Annotated in this window: 19 protein-coding genes; 16 read left to right on the top strand and 3 right to left on the bottom strand. The window is 47.8% G+C overall.

The features are described 5' to 3' along the window. Positions 1–78: 78 nt before the first annotated feature. The 3 genes from KO512_RS05745 to traN are packed head-to-tail and all read left to right on the top strand — an operon-like array spanning position 79 to position 5,829. Complete coding sequence (locus KO512_RS05745) at positions 79–1,122, top strand: TrbC family F-type conjugative pilus assembly protein (protein ID WP_252734844.1); 1,044 nt, start codon at positions 79–81, stop codon at positions 1,120–1,122. After that, positions 1,106–2,134, top strand: a complete 1,029-nt coding sequence (locus KO512_RS05740; RefSeq protein WP_215951370.1) for a TraU family protein — start codon at positions 1,106–1,108, stop codon at positions 2,132–2,134. Before KO512_RS05745 ends, KO512_RS05740 begins: the two co-directional genes overlap by 17 nt. Positions 2,135–2,136: 2 nt before the next feature. Continuing rightward, the gene (gene traN / locus KO512_RS05735) at positions 2,137–5,829 is read left to right on the top strand and encodes a conjugal transfer protein TraN (protein ID WP_215951369.1); all 3,693 of its coding nucleotides are present in this window, start codon (positions 2,137–2,139) and stop codon (positions 5,827–5,829) included. Between the two features lie 934 nt (positions 5,830–6,763). Here traN and KO512_RS05730 read toward each other — a convergent pair. Then, positions 6,764–7,183, bottom strand: a complete 420-nt coding sequence (locus KO512_RS05730; RefSeq protein ID WP_252734842.1) for an endonuclease — start codon at positions 7,181–7,183, stop codon at positions 6,764–6,766. 108 nt (positions 7,184–7,291) lie between these two features. Further along, positions 7,292–7,894: a hypothetical protein gene (locus KO512_RS05725; RefSeq protein WP_215951368.1), complete on the bottom strand. Its 603-nt coding sequence runs from the start codon at positions 7,892–7,894 to the stop codon at positions 7,292–7,294. A gap of 367 nt (positions 7,895–8,261) precedes the next feature. Between KO512_RS05725 and KO512_RS05720 the strand changes: the two genes are divergently transcribed. From KO512_RS05720 to KO512_RS05660, 13 genes are all read left to right on the top strand, one after another. Next, positions 8,262–8,588: a plasmid-related protein gene (locus KO512_RS05720; RefSeq protein WP_215951367.1), complete on the top strand. Its 327-nt coding sequence runs from the start codon at positions 8,262–8,264 to the stop codon at positions 8,586–8,588. 15 nt (positions 8,589–8,603) lie between these two features. Further along, a complete protein-coding gene (locus KO512_RS05715) occupies positions 8,604–9,023 on the top strand; it encodes a single-stranded DNA-binding protein (RefSeq protein WP_215951366.1) in 420 nt (139 codons plus the stop codon). 79 nt (positions 9,024–9,102) lie between these two features. Then, entirely contained in the window at positions 9,103–9,921 is an 819-nt protein-coding gene (gene bet / locus KO512_RS05710) for a phage recombination protein Bet (protein WP_215951365.1), read from the top strand. Positions 9,922–9,996: 75 nt separating this feature from the next. Beyond that, a complete protein-coding gene (locus tag KO512_RS05705; protein WP_000862954.1) occupies positions 9,997–11,013 on the top strand; it encodes a YqaJ viral recombinase family protein in 1,017 nt (338 codons plus the stop codon). Positions 11,014–11,222: 209 nt separating this feature from the next. Beyond that, complete coding sequence (locus tag KO512_RS05700; RefSeq protein WP_215951364.1) at positions 11,223–12,182, top strand: AAA family ATPase; 960 nt, start codon at positions 11,223–11,225, stop codon at positions 12,180–12,182. Then, complete coding sequence (locus tag KO512_RS05695; protein WP_215951363.1) at positions 12,182–12,949, top strand: hypothetical protein; 768 nt, start codon at positions 12,182–12,184, stop codon at positions 12,947–12,949. The genes KO512_RS05700 and KO512_RS05695 overlap by 1 nt, the downstream gene beginning before the upstream one ends. 98 nt (positions 12,950–13,047) lie before the next feature. After that, positions 13,048–14,001, top strand: coding sequence for a DUF3150 domain-containing protein (locus tag KO512_RS05690; protein ID WP_215951362.1), 954 nt, complete (start codon positions 13,048–13,050; stop codon positions 13,999–14,001). A 61-nt stretch (positions 14,002–14,062) separates the two neighbouring features. Continuing rightward, a complete protein-coding gene (locus KO512_RS05685; RefSeq protein ID WP_215951361.1) occupies positions 14,063–14,503 on the top strand; it encodes a hypothetical protein in 441 nt (146 codons plus the stop codon). A 69-nt stretch (positions 14,504–14,572) separates the two neighbouring features. Beyond that, entirely contained in the window at positions 14,573–16,228 is a 1,656-nt protein-coding gene (locus KO512_RS05680) for a VWA domain-containing protein (protein WP_215951360.1), read from the top strand. An 83-nt stretch (positions 16,229–16,311) separates the two neighbouring features. Further along, a complete protein-coding gene (gene radC / locus KO512_RS05675; RefSeq protein ID WP_000797298.1) occupies positions 16,312–16,809 on the top strand; it encodes a RadC family protein in 498 nt (165 codons plus the stop codon). Further along, positions 16,809–17,150 (top strand): plasmid-related protein, encoded by a 342-nt coding sequence (locus KO512_RS05670; RefSeq protein ID WP_215951359.1) that lies wholly within the window; start codon positions 16,809–16,811, stop codon positions 17,148–17,150. Before radC ends, KO512_RS05670 begins: the two co-directional genes overlap by 1 nt. A gap of 90 nt (positions 17,151–17,240) precedes the next feature. Further along, positions 17,241–18,308, top strand: a complete 1,068-nt coding sequence (locus KO512_RS05665; RefSeq protein ID WP_215951358.1) for a DUF7146 domain-containing protein — start codon at positions 17,241–17,243, stop codon at positions 18,306–18,308. An 89-nt stretch (positions 18,309–18,397) separates the two neighbouring features. Beyond that, positions 18,398–18,949, top strand: a complete 552-nt coding sequence (locus KO512_RS05660) for a hypothetical protein (RefSeq protein ID WP_436792269.1) — start codon at positions 18,398–18,400, stop codon at positions 18,947–18,949. 195 nt (positions 18,950–19,144) lie between these two features. Here the strand turns inward: KO512_RS05660 and KO512_RS05655 are convergent, their stop codons facing one another. Next, positions 19,145–19,423 (bottom strand): IS110 family transposase, encoded by a 279-nt coding sequence (locus tag KO512_RS05655; RefSeq protein ID WP_215951357.1) that lies wholly within the window; start codon positions 19,421–19,423, stop codon positions 19,145–19,147. Positions 19,424–19,515: the final 92 nt, after the last annotated feature.

Below are 19,515 nucleotides of genomic sequence, written 5' to 3'. Positions count from 1 at the left end.
AGAAGACTATGCCTCTTATTATTGTTGGTTGCTCCATTGTCTTGGGTTCACGTGTCCTGGGCACAAGAGCCTTTTCCGTTGTCTGACGAAGACAAAAAGATCGTCGAAATGAGCCGCAGCATTTTACAAAATGCCGTGGATGGTTTATCTGAATTTATCGAACCTTTTGCACCGATTGAACAACCTGCGTCGCTCAAACACAGCGATGAATGGTTGATATTTGCGTCGTCCTCACTTGGGGACTCGTCACTGAAGCAGCTTTTCAAAGAGGCCAGTGCTACCGGCGCTATTGTGTTGTTTCGGGGAATTCCTGAAGGCAAGACCTTGGGGGTGGCTATCCGTGACTGGCATACGCTGATGACAGGGCTTGATCCTGTTCCTCAGGTGCGAATCGATCCGAAAGCCTTTGTGCACTGGCGGGTGACTAGCGTGCCTGCCATTTTCCGCATAGAAGATGACAAGGTGACTGCAAGTGCACTAGGGGTTTACAGCAAGGACTGGTTGCAGCGTCAAATTGAAACAGGCAATACCGGTTCATTGGGTCAACGTGGTCCTATTCATTCGATTTTAGAACCGGATTTGATGCAAGTGGCGATGCAGCGTTTACAGTCGATTGACTTGGGAGCGTTAAAGAAAAAAGCCATTGAGCGTTTCTGGTCTCGCCAAACATTCACTGAATTACCCAAAGCCACGCAGTATCGGATAAGAACGGTTGACCCAACCATCGTCATGCAGCGGCCACTATTGGATGCCAATGGTCGAACATTGATCCCAGCAGAAACGCGTATTAACCCGCTAAAAGCCTTGCCATTTACTCAGCAGCTTGTGGTGTTTAATGCGTCGGACGCTGAAGAAGTGGACGCAGTTGCGCATTGGCTTGAGGGCCAAGATAGGATAATGCGCCGCATTACGCTCATCACCACGCAGCTCGACCGTGCACAAGGCTGGAATAGCCTCAATGCGCTCGAAAAGACATTGGACAGTCCGGTTTACCTTCTAAATGCTTCGCTAAAACAGCGCTTTGATTTGCAAGTCACCCCATCGTTTGTTCAAGCAAAGGGGATCGCGTTTGAAATAGAAGAAATTCCAGCAAAGGAGCTTTTTCATGAAAAAGCTCAATAATACGTATCGTCTGTTGCGGACTCTCGTTGTCATGTTTGTCCTAGGCGCATCTATTCCTGCAAAAGCCGAACTGACCTGTTCAGACGCGGGGTTATTGTCGGGCAAGTTGCTGACGGATGTTTGCTGGTCATGCATTTTTCCTATCCGGGTTGCAGGGCTTCCTCTTGGCTCTGGCAATGTCCCAAGCGGCGCATCAAACAAGTCGTTTTGCTTATGTGAAGACAACTTAGGCGTACCAAGGCCTGGTATTGTTACCAGCATGTGGGAGCCAGCGCGTCTGATTGAACTGGTCAGGACGCCGGGTTGTTCGCCTTCACTGGGAGGGATTCGTTTACCGTTAGGTGATAGGCGACTGCAAGGTGGTCATGGCGAAGGTGAATACGATACCGGTGATCTCGCTTTCTACCATTACCATTATTATGCCTTTCCGCTTTTGGTCATGCTCGATTTGTTCATGGATGGCAATTGCAATGCCGATGGTTACATGGACTTTGACTTGATGTATTTGTCGGAATTGGACCCAACATGGCTGAACGATGAACTGGCCTTTTTTACTCAGTCTGAAGCTGCTGCCGTTGCCAATCCATTGGCTATATCTGCTTGTACCGCTGACGCTGCCTCATCAACACTTGGTAAACCCATCGACCAGCTGTTTTGGTGTGCTGGCAGTTGGGGCCATCTCTACCCGTTATCTGGCCACACTTTAGCCTTTGGCTCATTAGCAGAAAACACCAGCCATTTAGCGGCGCGTGCAATCGCGGCTCAACACAGGCGTGGTCTTGCAAGGCGAACAATGGGGAACAGTGCGCTATGCCGACCTGTTATCGAACCCATGCTGCCGAAATCCCAATACAAGATGAGTATGTTCTTCCCTGTACCGGAAACTGAAAGTGCGCATGTCATCGGTGAAAGCACCATGAAATGGGGAGAGTGGCGAACGATCCCCGGTGCCGGTGAAGATGCGCTCTACATTTTGTGGCGCTGGCAAGACTGCTGTAACTCGGGAGGTTAATCATGAAACCAACACTTTTTACCCGAGTGTTAGCGGGTATTTTATCAATCACTATGGCGTGCTTGCCCTTACATGGTGTGGCCGCTGATGTGCAGCGCCAATCCGGCCTAAGCGGACAACAGGAAGGTAAGCAATTGCTGCAAAACTGGACGATGCCCGCACTCAATGGCAATACATTGTCGGTGCCGAATGGCAGTGGTAATGAGTCCATTAACTTGCAAGAGCTTTTCCCTGGTATGGATCAGGGCTCATTGGATGTCTTAACGGGCGTTTATGGCTCTGATGCCAGCATGAATCAATTAGGGACACAGCGCCAAGAGAGCATGGCATCCGAAAGTGGCGCTACGGGTGAAGCATTTCGTTCGCTACAGCAAATCAAAGGCAGGTCTCGGCCAGATATGGTCAATGATCCGCTTTGGGCATTAACTGATGCGGTTCAAACTGACCTTAATCTATTGACGCAAAGCTTCCCCGGCTGTGAGTCTCAAGGTGAGGGCCGCCCAAATTACCAGCAATGCGACAGGCTCAATACAGCGGTGAACAGCTGCACTATCACTCACGATTACACAGCAGGCATCATTGAGCATGTTTCAGGGCCGATGAACCTTCGCTCTTGTGGTGAAGGGTGTCTTGAAGTTTGGATTGGACGAATTGGTGACAACTACTGGAGTGGTAGTTGTAAAGTGTTCGAACAGGCCATCACACTCAAAGTCGTGAACCCCGATGCGATTACCTCAGCCGTTCTTGAGTACGCCAAATGGGATGACTACATGCAAGTTTGGCTTGGCGATCAGAAAGTCTGGTCAGGGCCGAACAATAACTTTCCTCCAGAAACGGCTGGTCGCTGCGAGCTTAGTACCAGTTGGGAGCGCAATCCTAATACCGACTTAACCGCTAAGCTAAAAGCGGTAGAGCCCGGTTTAGAAGTGCCAGTAAAAATTCGCGTATCGGTAACGGGTAGTGGTGAGGGGTATGCACGCATCAAGGTACGCTTTGATCCAACCAAGGTGGTGATGAATGATAGTTGGTCACCACAGTCCTGTATCGAACAAGCAGCGGATATCCCGGCTAAGTTTTCAGATTATAGCATTCAATGCACGGATCAGCCGTCTTCAACCAACGGGTGTACGGTGGTCAATGGTGTTTCAGTTTGTGAACACTACTTTGCCCCAAGCCCCGTCGCTGGCATATCGCCTTTGTGTCGGCGTGTACAAGTCAGTGTGGATGATGAAAGCTATAAGGGTATTGAGAATCAGGCCTGCCAAGCACTTGAAGCGAACCCTTCCTGTGGCTTCATGTCGTCAGAATGTGCCGAGACCAATGATAAAGGTGAATGTACTCGTTTTACCGATACCTATGACTGTGGATTACAAACCAGCGATCCAAAGTGTGTGGTATCCAACTTTATGCCAAGTAGTTTTGAGGCCTGTGAGCCTACTCAGACGATTACGCCATTTACTGAAACCAAGCATGTACCTGATTACCAGGTGTGCGAGAAGATCAGCACGCTTACTGAGTGTCAGTTAGAGCGACGTGTATCCGCTGAATCCCATCAACAAAGCTGGTCTATTGAGCGCGGTTGCTTTAGCTCTGAAACCATCAGTTTTGTTCCACAGCACAGCACCACCATGCAAACTGGAAACGCGACGCTGAGAGTTTTTGATAATCAAAATACTGAGATAAAAATCACCGAGTCGCCGTCCAAGACAAATGGCTGGAAAACGACACTCTCACTGATGGGCAATAAGGAAACGGTGATTGAGACGAAACCGTCCATTAAATACCCTGAAGTGACCTGTCCAAAAGGAACCTTGGTTGGCTCGTTGTGTAAAGTCGTCAATGAGTCGATTATTTCGTGGCATGAACCCCAGGAAGTCACTCGTTCCAGATGCGAGTCCGGCTGGAGCAAAGTCGATTTCGATACTTGCAGCCGAGAAGTTCAGAAGTGTTTGGCTCCTGGGAAACTGAGCGCTTCATTGACCTTCTCTGGCAAGTACTTAGAGCAAGACATTGTTCATCAATCAACTGATCCGGGCATAGACCAATGCTTGATGCAAACTGATCAGTTTACTGCGGTGCAGTGGCAGTGTTTGGATACGGGCACAAAACGAATCGACGGGTTAACGGTTGGTAGTGGCGAGTTGGCCAATCTTGGAAGCCTTTATCCGGCGGTTGTTTCGTCTCCTGCTCATTTAACCAGTCGCGGCAGTTCTGATGGACTGGGACTCTCATGCTGGAGGGCAAGAGCGACCTACAATGCTTCGACTGCTCATCCTGAGTTCAACATGGGCAGCTCAGATAGCTGGTTAGATGCCAATGGTAATACACAAACCATTGACAATAATGGACAAAACACGACCATCAATACGTGTGCCGCGCTAGAGCAAAACCCGGCCTGCCAGTATGTCAGAACCGAATGCACTGAAGGCGGGGCTAGTCATGAAGGCTTCTGCTATATCCAAAGTTTGGTGTATGACTGCGGACAAAGCGTCGAAGTGCAAAATGCACGAATGGAAACTCAATACAACTGTGAGGGGCCAGTTCGCTGTATGGGCACAGATTGTTTAGAACCAGAGTCAATCAAGCAGGCTAACTTTGCAGAGGCCGCAGCGATGCTTAATGCGGCGCAGTTTATGACAAATGATATGTCATGCACGGGAGCTGATGGCCAAGATAACGTCGAGTGTACGGTCTTTAAAGGTAATGCTGGCCAGTGCAAAAAAGCCGTTGGCGGCATAGTGGATTGCTGTGAAAAGCCAAGTGGCGTGTCGTTATCGGACTATATCACGATGATAGTGGCGGTTAACAAACTTGATACGGCAGTCATGGCCATGAATCCGTCTTCGGCAATCTATGGTTCGTGGAATACGCTTAGGGAGCCGATAACGAGTACCTGGAGTGCGGTTAAAGAGCCTTTTGTGTCTGCATGGGACTCTCTAATGGGGGCTGGGCCATCAACGGCTGCTGGCGCGGGAGCGGAGCAAGCTGCGACAGGCTTCATGCAGGTGCTAACTAACAAAACGGCTGAATGGGTAGGCACTACCTTTGGTTCGGGGGCGCAATCGGCACTGTTTAGCAACGTAGGTGGTGCGGTTGGAGCTGATGGTGTCGTTACAGGTGGTGATTTTGCACTGAGCGGGACTGCCGGGACGGTTCTAAGCACCGTTATGACGGCTTACATGATCTATTCTGTCGCCATGATTCTCATCAAGCTTATTTGGAAATGTGAGCAGAGTGAGTTTGAAATGAACGCCAAGCGGGTATTAAAGAGTTGCCACTATGTAGGCTCTTACTGCAAGTCTAAGTTCTTAGGTGCTTGTGTTGAGAAACGGCAGTCATATTGCTGCTTTACTTCGCCGCTTTCACGGATTATTCAAGAACAAGTGCGTCCACAATTGGGTCTTGGTTGGGGAAGTGCGAAGTCACCAAACTGTGAAGGTTTGACTGCGAGTAAGTTAAACCAGGTAGATTGGACTCAAGTAAATCTGGATGAGTGGATAGGTATCTTGTCGATAACAGGCAACTTACCCGAAATACCCTCACTGGATCTGGAAAGACTAACAGGCTCAGGAAGTACGCTAAACGTTGATGGAAATCGTCAGAGTGCCGCAGACAGAGCTATTGAAAGGCTAAACGGAATGGATGCTCAGAAATTGCGCCAGGAGGCGACGGAAGAAATTTCGGGGAACAATTAAAAGAAATTGCTCCGTTAGCCTGGTTTTGCAGGGCTAATGGAGCATATAAAAAATAATAAATATGCATTGAATTAACTGCGACTATTTTGTAACAGATGTGTTTGTAGTAGCTCATATCTGATCTTACAGTTTCGATGATTAGGGTTGGACTTCATCGAATAGAAAGCTATGAGCGAGGAGCTGACGGTCGGAAAAACTCGTTTTTGGACAATAGTGAGTTAGTAATTTTGCTAAATTAGAAACCTATGGATTAGCTCAGTTACGGGAAATCTTGACAAGTAAAAAGCAAGCCCCTTTACTTTGTTAATGTTCGTATAAAAGCATGCATTTGAGATATCATGAAAAAACTGGCGTAATTTGAACATAAGTTTTAGTTTATTATGCGTAGGAAGATCAAGTCTTGGTTTCTTTGTGATACTTGGTACTTTGGGTAACGAGCACATCGCCAAAAGTGAGCGTTACCAATGGTGTCAGCATCCATCTGTTAGGTATTGTGCTTGCTGTTCAACTAGGTTCCATTAGTCTTTGGTAATTTAGTACGAATATCTGTGAACAGTGGCTACACCGTCTTCGATTGAAACTCTGAACTGCTCTTTACAACGAGGATTCTGACAACGGTAAATCCCAGCGCTAGTCGTTGTATACCTTCTGTGGCAGTAACAGCATTTAATTGGGAGTTTAGTTGCTGGTACTCCAGAACAGTGATCTAGATGACAGACCGATAAATCCTCATCATCAAAAGGTAATGGTCTAGATCTGGTCTCACCCGGTGGAGTCACCTCTTGAATGTAAATTTGAGAGTAGCAGCCCTTAGCCCTGCATCTAGTCCAGTATCCCATTCCATTGATCTCCTTCTGTGACGATCAGTTGATCTTAGCACACCGATTAGCACCTTCAGAGCCGAGTAAGGGTTAAATGGACAGAAGGTAGTCATTTAAAGGGCTGCAAAAAAATGCCCACTAATAGTCTTGACAGGTACTTCACCTACAGATGGTACGAGGTTATGAAGATCCGACACCATTTTAGAAAACTCAGGATCATTCTTTTCGCAGTTCCGACGTCCGCCGTTTTGCCAGCATTGGCGTTGATGGCCAATTTCCCAAACTGAGACAACGTGCTCCCACTCTAAGCGTTCTCCTCGTTTCGGTTGCTTCCTTGGTTCATAGCCGCAAGATGCAGCATCAATCGCACCATCATTGTTATAGCTACATCCACAGTAAAACGTACTCTGGTTGTCTTGGTAGATTTCTCGGGCAAATCGTTTTGCCTGGCTGAACGATGCTGGATGTTCTGCAAATGCAGGAATAGCGAACAACGCTATTAAGAAGGTAACGAGAAAATTAGTTCTATTCATGTAGATTGACCAAAAATGACAGTTAAATTCATTTTAATGATTTTGATAGAAAATACAGCAAGATGAAGAGCCCCTTCGAGAGGGGCTGGTTGATGGGAGCCCAGTTGGCTAGTTGGCGGGGGTATCTGTTTCCTCTTCAGTGATATCGTCATCGGTTGAAGGCACCGCTTGCTCAACTTCTGCTTCTTTACCCTTAGCTTGGGCTGATTTTCGTGCTCGAATTTCGATATCAATAATGCGTCGTGCAAGTTTGATAATGCGCTGTTGCCATGCGTAGTTGCCATCAACACGTTGCTTGTTGCTAAGCACGCTAGATAACCAGAGTGTGTCCATTGAGATCATCAACGCATCGAGTTTGCGAACTAAGCCGACAAACTGGCCAACCTGAGGCGAGCTTATTCTGGCATTGAAAGTAATTGGGCCGGTGTAGTGGGGGACCTCATCGATGCCATTGGATTCCATCAGTTTGTCCAAACGAGCTTTTTCGCTGTTTATCGCTTTGGAGCAATCCTCGATCAACTGGCTAATGATCTGTTCCACTTCATCAATTTCGTCCTCATCGCCAATAATGCGCAGGATGACATCGATACCGTAAAGCGCACTGACCGTCCGTTTAAAAACACGGTCAACGACACGTTGCGCCTGTAAGCTGTTAATTGTGAATGATTGTTCAAAGATGGGTTTTGAGTAATTGGGTTTTGCTTGGGCCATAAGTTTGCTCCTGATATGACAATAATCAGCCCCTAGCCTAATCATCTGTGAGGTAATGGCCTTTCAGCTAGGTGGAAGAATTGAGCATCTTTCTAACTATCCTGTCTGGATAAGACGGTTACACTGACTATCAAATATTGCTGATCTGTTTCAGTGATATCTGCGCCTGAGAGCATGAGCTCAAAGGAAGCCCGCCGCTGAGTATTCTCAGTGGTACTAAGAGGTAGCTAGCCTCCTTAAACAAATAGCCTGCATGTTCTTACATGCTCAACCATGCGTTCCTTACGGTTCGCCTTTTCACCACCCAACTAGGGGAGTTTTCCCCAGTTGGGGGTGACTCCTTCAAAACCAACATAAGGAGTCACCAATGGAATATATCTTCGGATTTATTATCCAAATCGCAGGCATTATGTTGCTTGCAAAACTGAGCTGGTCGCTTTTGCGATTGGTTGCTCGTCAAAGCGTGCGCCCGTTTCGATTTGTACTTACTCAAATCAAGCGATTGCTCACACCAACACCAAAACGTCGTCCAATGGCAGTGCCTAAAGCTCCTGGTATGCCCCGTTTGACATCTGCGTTTTATAAAGAGCCAAATCAGTACGACATGGCTTTACTCGAAATACCAACCTATCTGCGCCGTCAGTCTTCTTTGCCCAGCCGGGCAGAAACGACTGTGTGCACAGAGTTCAACTAAGACGAGGAGAACATCATGAAAAACCAAGTAACACTCATAGGCTACGTTGGCTCTGAGCCAGAGATGCGAGCCTATCCATCAGGTGATTTAGTGACCAGTATTTCACTGGCCACTTCTGAAAAATGGCGCGACCGTCAATCCAATGAGCTCAAAGAGCATACAGAATGGCATCGGGTCGTTTTTCGAGATCGTGGTGGATTTAAGTTAGGGCTAAGGGCAAAAGATTTAATCCAAAAAGGAGCGAAGCTTTTTGTACAAGGGCCTCAGCGCACGCGCTCATGGGAGAAAGATGGTATTAAGCATCGATTGACCGAAGTGGACGCGGACGAGTTTCTGCTTCTTGATAGTGTGAACAAAGCATCTGAGCCATCAGCGGCGGATGATGCGGGCTCCCAAGCTAATTGGGCACAAACTTATCCTGAACCAGATTTTTAACCGAGCGAAAACGCTTTAACCCAGCGGGGAGTACTTTCCCGTCAGGGGCAGACTCCCACTTTGATTGTCGGAGTCCAAAATGGAAAAACCAAAGCTAATCCAACGCTTTGCTGAGCGCTTTAGTGTCGATCCAAACAAGTTGTTCGATACCCTAAAAGCAACAGCATTCAAGCAACGTGACGGTAGTGTGCCGACCAATGAGCAGATGATGGCGCTTTTGGTGGTTGCAGATCAGTACGGCTTGAACCCTTTCACCAAAGAGATTTTTGCGTTCCCTGATAAACAAGCTGGGATTATCCCAGTGGTAGGTGTCGATGGATGGTCTCGCATCATCAATCAACATGACCAGTTTGATGGCATGGAGTTTAAGACTTCAGAAAACAAAGTCTCCCTGGATGGCGCGAAAGAATGCCCGGAATGGATGGAATGCATCATCTACCGGCGCGACCGTTCGCACCCAGTCAAAATCACTGAGTACCTGGATGAAGTCTATCGACCGCCTTTTGAAGGTAATGGTAAAAATGGCCCTTACCGTGTAGATGGTCCATGGCAGACGCACACGAAGCGAATGCTAAGGCATAAATCCATGATCCAGTGTTCCCGCATTGCTTTTGGCTTTGTGGGAATTTTCGATCAAGACGAAGCGGAGCGAATTATCGAAGGCCAAGCCACTCATGTTGCCGAGCCATCGGTGATTCCACCCGAGCAAGTTGATGATCGAACCCGAGGGCTTGTTTACAAGCTTATCGAACGGGCAGAAGCTTCAAACGCTTGGAATAGCGCATTGGAATACGCCAATGAACATTTTCAAGGTGTTGAACTGACGTTTGCGAAACAAGAAATATTGAATGCACAGCAACAAGCAGCCAAAGCGCTAACACAGCCTTTAGCTTCTTAACACCACGCATTCATTTTACTAACCCTGAAGGGGAGTTCTCTCCTTCAGGGGGAGTCTCCCCTCAAAGGAGGCAATATGAAGGTTATCGACCTATCACAACGTACTCCTGCATGGCACCAGTGGCGCATTGCAGGTGTTACGGCATCTGAAGCCCCGATTATTATGGGGCGTTCACCCTACAAAACGCCTTGGCGATTATGGGCAGAAAAAACCGGATTCGTATTACCAGAAGACCTGTCGAATAATCCTAATGTGCTTCGCGGTATACGGTTGGAGCCTCAAGCAAGGCGAGCATTTGAGAATGCGCATAATGACTTTCTTCTGCCGTTATGTGCAGAAGCCGATCATAACGCAATTTTTCGAGCCAGCTTTGATGGCATCAACGATGCGGGCGAACCCGTTGAACTGAAATGTCCTTGCCAGTCAGTTTTTGAGGATGTGCAAGCTCACCGAGAACAAAGCGAGGCGTACCAGTTGTATTGGGTGCAAGTACAGCATCAAATACTGGTCGCCAATAGCACGCGTGGTTGGTTGGTATTCTATTTTGAGGATCAACTGATTGAGTTTGAAATACAACGAGACGCGGCGTTCTTAACTGAATTGCAAGAAACGGCGCTTCAGTTTTGGGAGTTAGTTCAGACTAAAAAAGAACCGTCAAAATGCCCTGAGCAAGATTGTTTTGTTCCCAAGGGTGAAGCCCAATACCGCTGGACATCGCTGTCTCGGCAATATTGTTCAGCACATGCCGAAGTTGTTCGACTGGAGAATCACATTAAATCTTTGAAAGAGGAAATGCGAGACGCTCAGTCAAAATTGGTCGCTATGATGGGTAACTACGCTCATGCCGACTATGCTGGGGTCAAACTCAGCCGCTACATGATGGCGGGCACGGTGGACTACAAGCAATTGGCCACCGATAAATTAGGCGAGCTGGACGAACAGGTTTTAGCCGCTTACCGAAAAGCGCCACAAGAGCGGTTGCGCATCAGCACCAATAAGCCAGAGCAGCCCGTTGAAACACCAATCAAAATCAGCCTTGAGCAAGAGAACTTGGTTCTGCCAGGTGACTCGCCGAGCTCATTTTATTTTTAACGTTCACTTGGAGCCGATTTCGGCTCCTTTCTCATGCGCTTACATCGAGTGTATCAGAAAGCAGTTTCACTCGTAGCCAATGCTGGGTACGAATGATAGAGCGAGCTGAACTCTTACATACACAGCCATACCACAATCAACACACCACCCGACGGGGACTTCAGTCCCTGTTGGGGCATGGGGCCTCGTTACAATAGATGAGGTTTACCATGACTGAACAATCCCCATTTTTGGTTCAAGTGAATCAAGCGTTTAATGTCCCGGCTCCTGATGCTTTCGTTCTGGAAGGATTTGGTGCCGACACTACCCATCCAAACATTCCCGTTCGCAAGGACGAGTATTTTTTTAGAAAAGAAGACTTACGTGACGTATTGGCGTTCTTGTCTAACCCAGACGGTGACGGTTTGTATATTACAGGCCCTACTGGATGCGGTAAGACATCGCTAATTTGCCAAGTGGCTTCTCGATTGAATTGGCCTGTTCAGCAAATTACTGCGCATGGTCGATTGGAGTTGTCCGATCTTATCGGTCACCACACACTGGTTAATGGCAACATGACCTTTGTATATGGACCGCTGGCGCTGGCTGTAAAGCATGGCCATTTGCTGATCATTAATGAAATGGATCTTGCTGAGCCTGCTGAACTGGCTGGACTCAATGACATTTTGGAAGGTGCCCCGTTGGTCATCGCACAAAATGGCGGTGAGATCATCATGCCACATAACAAGTTTCGTTTTATCGCAACCGGCAACAGTGCGGGCAGCGGTGACCAGACGAGCTTGTATCAAGGTGTGCTTCAACAGAATTTGGCTTTCCTTGATCGCTTTAGAATTATTGAAGCGACCTATGCAGAGCCATCTGTAGAGGAGGCCATTCTGGAGAACGTTGCGCCGGGCTTGCCAGAAGTCTTTCGCCAAAAAATGGTGAAAGTGGCTGGTGACATCCGTCGTCTTTTTATTGGGGGCGCTGATGGCGGTGCAGAGCTTAGTATCACCATGTCCACAAGGACCTTGGTGCGCTGGGCAAAGTTAACACTTGCTTTTAAAGGTGCTCCAAACGCAGTGGAGTATGCACTGGTTCGGTCTTTGACGGCTCGTGCTGAGTTGGAGCAACGAGAAGCCATTCACCGTATTGCCGCTGATGTCTTCGGTGACCATTGGGAGGATTGATGATGGAAAAGTGCTTTGCTCTTTACCGTTACAGTCATTCTGATGGGACAGCCAAAGAATGGGCCATTTACGTTGGATCAGATAACCAGGAGATTGAAGTTCGGTTTGGAAAAGCAGGTCAATTGTCGCAGCAGCGATTGATTGATTCGACTGATCCTAACACTGAGGCAGACCGACGAATCAATGAGAAAATCAACAAGGGTTATCGATTGGTTGGACAAGTCGGCATTGATCATCAAGGGCGGCCATTTGAACTCTCAAATGCGCTAGATAGCGTCGCGTGTGCCAATAACGTCAGTTGGGAGTTTCGTACTCGCAAGGACGTCAATGGCCAAATCTCGCTGGCGCAAAAAGCGTTGTTCGATATGGCAAAGCTGCTTGAAGCCTATGGCTTGGCTGTTATTGATGATAACCAGGTCAGGATTGGAGAATGGTCATTAGGGTTTTGCAAAAGCGGATTACCTAGTACCAATCAAATCAGCATGGTGTCAGGTGAAGGCGCTGGCATTGTTAACACTGATGATGGCCCATGGCCATTGTTGCTGTTACTGGCCTTTAAGCGTCAATTACCACCACTGTGTTCGCTCACAGTAGCGAGTCCTGAAGGGATAGAAGTATCTGACCAACTGAAGTTGGAAAAAGATGTATTGCGGTTGCTAGGCAGTGATTTAGAGCGGGTTCGCCCGATAGCTGAAGCACTGGACTTAATGCCTGTGAAAATCGATATCAACCAATCGTCGCCTGATTCGCAAAATTACTATTTCTGATAGCGGTATTGCCATTAGCGCGTCAACTACTACCACCCAAGCGGGGGCCATTGCTCCTGTTGGGAGTGGTGTGTCCCCATCTCGCATGAGGATGCACTATGAGTATTCAAACCCTCGACAAACTTTTGATTTGTCACATCGACTGTTCCATCTGGAGCGGTAGAAAAAAACTAAGGCCTGAAGATTTCAGATTAGCCAATGGAAGCCAACTTCCACCGAAGGATGTTGCCAGCTTAGGGAGTAAAAAAATTTGCGACCCAGAGGCATTGGCGAACTTTGAACGGCTTAAGAAAGAAGCACAGCGCTTGTGTGAGCAAGTCGGTGTGCGGTTTTTAGGTGGCTATGCCGTCCCTGAAGACCGAATTGATCAGATTGTTCCAGAGCTTGACCGGATCGGTCAGGAGTTTGCGCAGTGCAAGCAGTTGTTCTTGGACAACTATGATCAGGTGACTTTTGACTGGGTTGCAAAACACCCGGAATTTGCAGATGCAATCCGGCGTGCACTGTCACCCATCGAAGACGTGGAACAACGGCTTCAGTTCGATTATGCCATCTATCGAATGCAACCGGCTGACCAAGCTGGTGGCTTAGATGACAAGGTCAATGGCATGGGACACACCCTCTTTAGGGAGGTGGCCCGTGATGCCAACGAACTGTTTGAGCGTTCCGTTGCAGGTAAGAATCAAATCAGCCAGCGAGCCCTTAATCCTCTCAAACGGTTAAGAGACAAGTTGGATAGTTTGTCATTCCTGGATCATCGAGTTCAGCCGATGGTTGAAGCGATGGACAATTTATTTGTTCGTCTGCCGAAGACCGGCCCTGTGACAGACAATCTTTATCACGAACTGATGGCGACCATTTTAATTTTGTCTGATCCAGACAAGATGAGAATGCACGGTGAAGGTCAATTGGATATCAGGCAACTGATGCCCAAACCTGAACCTAAACCCGCACAGCCAGTATCTGCTCAGGCAGATAACTTGCGTGCAATACCCCAAGCAACCGTCAGACCAAACCTTGGCTCGACTGTACCAAACTCATTTTATTTTTAACGTCCTTGAGGGCATGTTGCCCTGAAGGGCGCATGTCCTCTGAACTAAGTAAGAGGAAATTATGCAATCAACCATCCATAACCCCAGCCAACTGAACCAGTTTGAACCGCATTTTCGTGGTGTGACTGATGCTGTTGAAAGTGAATCGATACCAGAAGTGGCGTGTTGTCGAACGTTAGTACAACGGTCTTACTCAACACATAGTGTCGTGATCCCCGAGAACCCAGTGCTGATCGTAGATGCGGACGCACAAGGAGCTTGGGTAACGGCCATGGTATTTGTTCCAAACATGGCATTGCAGCAAACCGCTCATGAGCGAGCTTGGCTGCAATATCAACACGAGGTGTCTACTCAGTTACAAGACCAGTACGGTCTGACATTGGATGACATCCTGAGTTTAGACCAGCTTAAAACGTCATTTGAGCAGCATGAAAGTCCAGCTCAATTGGTGGCTTGGTTAGGTCAAAAATACGACCTTGATAAGCTAAAAGCACAGGTTTAAACACTTACATTCCCAGCGGGGAAACGCTCCTGCTGAGGGAGTATTCCCCCTAATGATTAGGAGACTCCCATGAATCATCCATTAAAAAACGCACTGCCAATCGTTGCCGCCGCTTATGGCGAAAAGTTTGGTGTGAAGGTGCTTATTCAAGGACAAGATGCGTTTACCGATGGTGAGCGGATTGTGATCCCAACAGCAAACCCAGACGACCCACACTATCAACAGATAGCTTGGGGTTACCTGGCTCATGAAGCGGCGCATATTCGGCATACCAATTTTGACATGGTGCAGAAGGCGTCGTCCAAACCGATCCGTAAGGCACTTCTCAATATTATTGAGGATGTTCGCATTGAAAACGAATTGGCAAAGGATTACCCCGGAACCAGGCGCAGTATTTCGCAAGTGATTGAGTACATGGTGGACACACATCAAATGTGTGTACCTGAACAGCCTGAGCCTGCATCTAACTTGCAAGCATGGTTGTTGTTCCGCTTGAGATGCCATTTTCTGGGCCAGAAAGCGCTGACGCCTTTGTATCAAGCAGTCGATGAAAGAGTGAGACAACTCTTTCCTGCCGCAGCGATGAGCCGGTTAAGCGCCATGCTGACAGCAGTGCCTAGCCTGGCGTCTACGGGTGAAGTGCTAAAACTTGTCGATGCCATCGTTGCCATGTTGGAAGAAGAATCTCGTCCACCACAGGATGAGTCTGATGCTGATAGCGGTAATGACATTGGACAAGATGCGAGTAATGACAGCAATAACAGTAGTGATAGTCAAACCTCAGAAACAGACTCGTCTGCAACGGGGGATTTTGCTGAAACGGGTGATTCAGATAACTCTGATCAAGCTGACAATTTACGACAAGCCTTAGAGGCCAGAGCCGCTCAGTTTGAACCCGATACCTTTGCCCAAGTGGCAGAAGTGTTGTCGGAACAAGCTGAAGGACATCAGGGCGTCACTCCACTCAGTTTGCCCCAAGCAGAGCAAGCTATGTTGGGTGATGAGGCCATTTTGACCTTATCAGCGTCGGAGTCCGCTCAAATTCGAGCCCGACTTAGGGGCATGGTTCAGTCCAGTCAGGACAATCGGAATCATGCCAAAAGGCACGGTCTTCGAGTTGCAACCCATCGTCTTGCCGCTTCACAAGCAGGTGAGTCGAGATTGTTTATTCAAAGGCAACCTCGCATTGCGCCCAATGCTGCTGTGCACTTGCTTGTTGATATATCGGGTTCAATGGGTAAACCCATTGGCGAAGGTAATCGCAAGTACTTTCATGTTGCCAATGAAGCCGCTTTGGCTTTGGCCATGGCATTGGAAGGTATACCGGGTGTTGTACCTGCGGTCAGTTATTTTCCTGGTATTCATCAGGAAGTTTCTATCGCGTTATTGCCCAAACAATCGGTTCGACATCGGGCCGCCTGTTTTGACCAAAAACCACGAGGTTGTACGCCTATGGCACAAGCTATGTGGTTTGCGGCAAGCAGTTTGTTGGCACAAAAACAGAAGCGAAAGCTAATGATAGTGCTAACCGATGGTGACCCAGATAACTGGGCTGCTACGCATGACATTGTTGACCGTTGCAGACGAAGTGGCTTTGAGCTGCTGGGGATCGGGATTCAAACACGCAGTGTTGAGAAATTCTTTCCTCAAAGCATCGTGATTAACGACGTCAAAGATCTGAAGCGTGAGTTATTCGAAGTAACACAACAACTGTTAGTTCAGTAACCACATCAACTTTACCACCCTGCGGGGACGATTCCGTCCCCCGTCAGGGCATGGGTTCGTCTCCGTTTTTTTTGGAGACTCCTATGAAAAACAGAAAGTTCTTAGCTGGCGAAGAAGCCGGTACTTACATCGTTCCTGAGCAGGTGACCGAAGCGGATATATTAGATATGGCGCTCAAGCTTGCTCGTGGTCGATTGAGTAAAGGTCGCAAAATTGAACAGCCATCGTCGGCGTTCTCATACCTGCAAACACTGATGCACGAGTATGAGCACGAAGTCTTTGGCGTGCTGTTTCTTGATACAAAGCATCGCGTTATTCGATTTGAGGAGCTGTTCAAAGGCACTTTAGATGCGGCGAGCGTGTATCCAAGGGAAGTAACAAAGCGTGCGCTAGAGCTTAATGCGGCAGCAGTGATACTGGTTCATAACCATCCATCGGGTGATCCTGAGCCTAGTGAAGCTGATAAACGCATCACTCATCGACTCCGTGACGCCTTGTCACTTGTTGATATTCGAACGCTTGACCATGTCGTGGTCGCATCCGAGGGCTGCGTTTCGCTTGCTGAACGCGGTTATCTTTAATGAATGGGCGCATTGCCCATTCTCCTAAATCACAAAAGCAGTCCCATCAACACACATCATCACAGCTCGAATTTCTATTTGAGTTTGATGATGCCCCAGTCACTTGGTCTGACACGGAAATCTGGCAGTTACGCGAAGGCATTCTATTGGATGCAATCCGTGTATTGCTGGACGGTCGTGTCAGTACTCGATTGCGCAAGGATGTGTTGTCGTGGATTCAAAATGACGAAATAGCGCCATTTTGCTTTCGTGTTTGCGCGATGGCTGCGGTTGTCGATCCTGATGTGCTTCGTGATTCCATCATGTGGCTATTAAGACGACATGGTATCCAGCTTGACTAACGCTCCTGCATTAACCGAACGGCTAATGCAGGACCCAAGCCGACTTTTACCTCCTGTGGTAGGAGTCGGCATTTTACTTAAGGAGGTTATATGGCGTTACCTTTACAAATTGACACAGTAAGGCCATATCTCAATGGCCAATGGCTTCAAGTCTTGGCGGCATTGGTGCCAGAACTTGATGCCGCTATTGCTCGAAAAGGCCGTCATGTGGCTTGCCCTGTTCATGGCGGTCGTGATGGCTTTAGGCTGTTCAAAGATGCTGAATATACCGGTGGTGGCGTTTGTAATACCTGCGGTATCTTTCATGATGGCTTTGAACTGTTGTCTTGGATTAATGGATGGAACTTTGCTCAGTCTATTGAAGCAATCGGCCAAGTTCTAGGTATTCAACCCGGACAAGTACCAACTCGGGCAATACCGAGTAACGCTGTTGACTGGAAGACTAAAAAGCGGGAAGAGGACAAAGCGATTATCCATCGCTTGAATCAAACCTGGGGAGAAACGTTATCCCTTGCAGATACTCGTGCGCAACCGGTTTGGAACTACTTGCATCGTCGTGGCATTGTTACGCGGCTTCGTCCTGAATGGGATTCGGTGCTGAGGTTTCATCCAAACTTGCCTTACCATGATGAAGATGGTCTGTTTATCGATAGCTACCCAGCGCTGCTAGGTAAAATCGTTACTCAGCAAGGGCGTTCGGCCACGTTTCATCGGATCTACCTAAGTGAAGATGGATTCAAAGCGCCGGTTGAAAAGCCTAAAAAGATGATGCCGATACCAAGTGACAGAACAATCACAGGTGGTGCCATTCCTATAGGTGAGCCTGGTGAGGTACTAGGTGTGTCTGAAGGCATCGAAACAGCTTTAGCGGTTACCAGAGCTACGGGGCAAACATGTTGGTCGGTTGTGAATGCAACCCTACTGGCTAGGTTTGAACCACCAAGTAATGTGAAAATGCTGTACATCTGGGCAGATCACGATCTCTCTGAGACCGGCCTGAATGCAGCGAATGAACTCAAGAAAAAAGCCTGGCAGAAAGGCATTCTGACACAAGTGTTGATCCCTCCGATACCAACGTCACTCGGCGTGAAAAGTTGGGATTGGAATGATGTGCTGAATGTTTACGGTGCCATGGGCTTTCCTAAAGTTCATATCTGATCCAAGGGGCTTCGGCCCCTTTTTTTGCGCCTTGCATATTTGAAAAAACATGGAGAATGAAAAAAAGATAACCAATAGGAGAAACAAACATGATGGTATTAACCCTGTTAACAAAGCAGTCTGATGGTGAGTTTACGGTTTACTGGAAGACCGGCCTTCGAAGAGGTGGTGAGCTCAAGGTCGATTTAGGTGAGCAATACGACAAGCTACCTGAGCAGCAAAAGCCAATTGCAGCTGAGCTCTATGCTATTCATCACCTACTGTCAGTGAAAGAGGTGATGGGGAGTAACCGAAGCGGCAATGGCCTTCAAATCCGGGTCAGTAAAGGAGCCATCAAAAAGTTACAGAAGCAACGCTCAACTCAGCATTCACTTTACAGCCTGACTAGGTTTTTGCTCACTCGATACCAGGAAGCACAGATCTCGGTAGAAAAACGGGAAGATTGGCTCTCACATTCCTTCGAAGAATACAGCGTCGATAATGCTACCGTGAGAGAAATCGATGAGGTCATCAACGTTCCGAACATTGGACCTGTCGTGGTGACGCGTCATGCGCTAGAAAGATTCGAGGAACGGCTTTCGACGGCGTACCTAAGCATCCTTGGAAGGCTTTGTGCTCAAAACTGCTGTGTTCTGCACTAACTAAAGCCCAATTACCTGAAAGCGTCGCTATCCAAAAAGCCAAAAAATATGTACGAGAGGCCGAGTTCTGGCAGCATGTGGGGAGCAAAATGTACTTTGTTATGGTTCCAGGTGACTCAATTAAAACGTTGGTTACTCTTAATATTTCGGGTAATTGCGATTATGACGCTGCTGGTTTTTACTGACGAGCCAAGGTTATTTTTCGGAACCCAACCAAATACCAAAAAATAACGTCTGGCTCTGAAGCGGCCATACTAACAAGGCAAAGACAAAAGCGTGCTCGTAACGCCCGGTAGCTTCGGTTACGATACGTTTAACCTGATGAGTTTTAAGAACCTGAACGATCTTTTGAATATGTTCATCATCGTTGGGTATTGAGAAATGGAGATCTAATGGATGAAGGACTATATCAAGTTTCGACTTACCGACATCAACACCGACGTTGATTTCAATGTGACTTTCCGTATTCATCATAATAAGCTGACTCTGCCTTGCTATGCGGGCTCGAGGCCCCAATGACTGTTCGAGTTATTGCTTCGGAGTTATGCAGCGCTACCCACTTGTTA

It is taken from the genome of Amphritea atlantica (assembly GCF_018860855.1).
GTDB lineage: Bacteria > Pseudomonadota > Gammaproteobacteria > Pseudomonadales > Balneatricaceae > Amphritea > Amphritea atlantica_A.
This window is presented reverse-complemented; position numbering and strand designations above follow the sequence as displayed.

Coding starts and splice junctions, on each gene's coding strand:
- KO512_RS05685 (WP_215951361.1), top strand. CDS start 14,063: ATGCAATCAACCATCCATAACCCCAGCCAACTGAACCAGTTTGAACCG.
- KO512_RS05660 (WP_436792269.1), top strand. CDS start 18,398: ATGATGGTATTAACCCTGTTAACAAAGCAGTCTGATGGTGAGTTTACG.
- KO512_RS05740 (WP_215951370.1), top strand. CDS start 1,106: ATGAAAAAGCTCAATAATACGTATCGTCTGTTGCGGACTCTCGTTGTC.
- KO512_RS05670 (WP_215951359.1), top strand. CDS start 16,809: ATGAATGGGCGCATTGCCCATTCTCCTAAATCACAAAAGCAGTCCCAT.
- KO512_RS05690 (WP_215951362.1), top strand. CDS start 13,048: ATGAGTATTCAAACCCTCGACAAACTTTTGATTTGTCACATCGACTGT.
- KO512_RS05680 (WP_215951360.1), top strand. CDS start 14,573: ATGAATCATCCATTAAAAAACGCACTGCCAATCGTTGCCGCCGCTTAT.
- KO512_RS05655 (WP_215951357.1), bottom strand. CDS start 19,423: ATGATGAATACGGAAAGTCACATTGAAATCAACGTCGGTGTTGATGTC.
- KO512_RS05665 (WP_215951358.1), top strand. CDS start 17,241: ATGGCGTTACCTTTACAAATTGACACAGTAAGGCCATATCTCAATGGC.
- KO512_RS05720 (WP_215951367.1), top strand. CDS start 8,262: ATGGAATATATCTTCGGATTTATTATCCAAATCGCAGGCATTATGTTG.
- KO512_RS05695 (WP_215951363.1), top strand. CDS start 12,182: ATGATGGAAAAGTGCTTTGCTCTTTACCGTTACAGTCATTCTGATGGG.
- KO512_RS05700 (WP_215951364.1), top strand. CDS start 11,223: ATGACTGAACAATCCCCATTTTTGGTTCAAGTGAATCAAGCGTTTAAT.
- KO512_RS05730 (WP_252734842.1), bottom strand. CDS start 7,183: ATGAATAGAACTAATTTTCTCGTTACCTTCTTAATAGCGTTGTTCGCT.
- traN (WP_215951369.1), top strand. CDS start 2,137: ATGAAACCAACACTTTTTACCCGAGTGTTAGCGGGTATTTTATCAATC.
- bet (WP_215951365.1), top strand. CDS start 9,103: ATGGAAAAACCAAAGCTAATCCAACGCTTTGCTGAGCGCTTTAGTGTC.
- KO512_RS05705 (WP_000862954.1), top strand. CDS start 9,997: ATGAAGGTTATCGACCTATCACAACGTACTCCTGCATGGCACCAGTGG.
- KO512_RS05725 (WP_215951368.1), bottom strand. CDS start 7,894: ATGGCCCAAGCAAAACCCAATTACTCAAAACCCATCTTTGAACAATCA.
- KO512_RS05715 (WP_215951366.1), top strand. CDS start 8,604: ATGAAAAACCAAGTAACACTCATAGGCTACGTTGGCTCTGAGCCAGAG.
- radC (WP_000797298.1), top strand. CDS start 16,312: ATGAAAAACAGAAAGTTCTTAGCTGGCGAAGAAGCCGGTACTTACATC.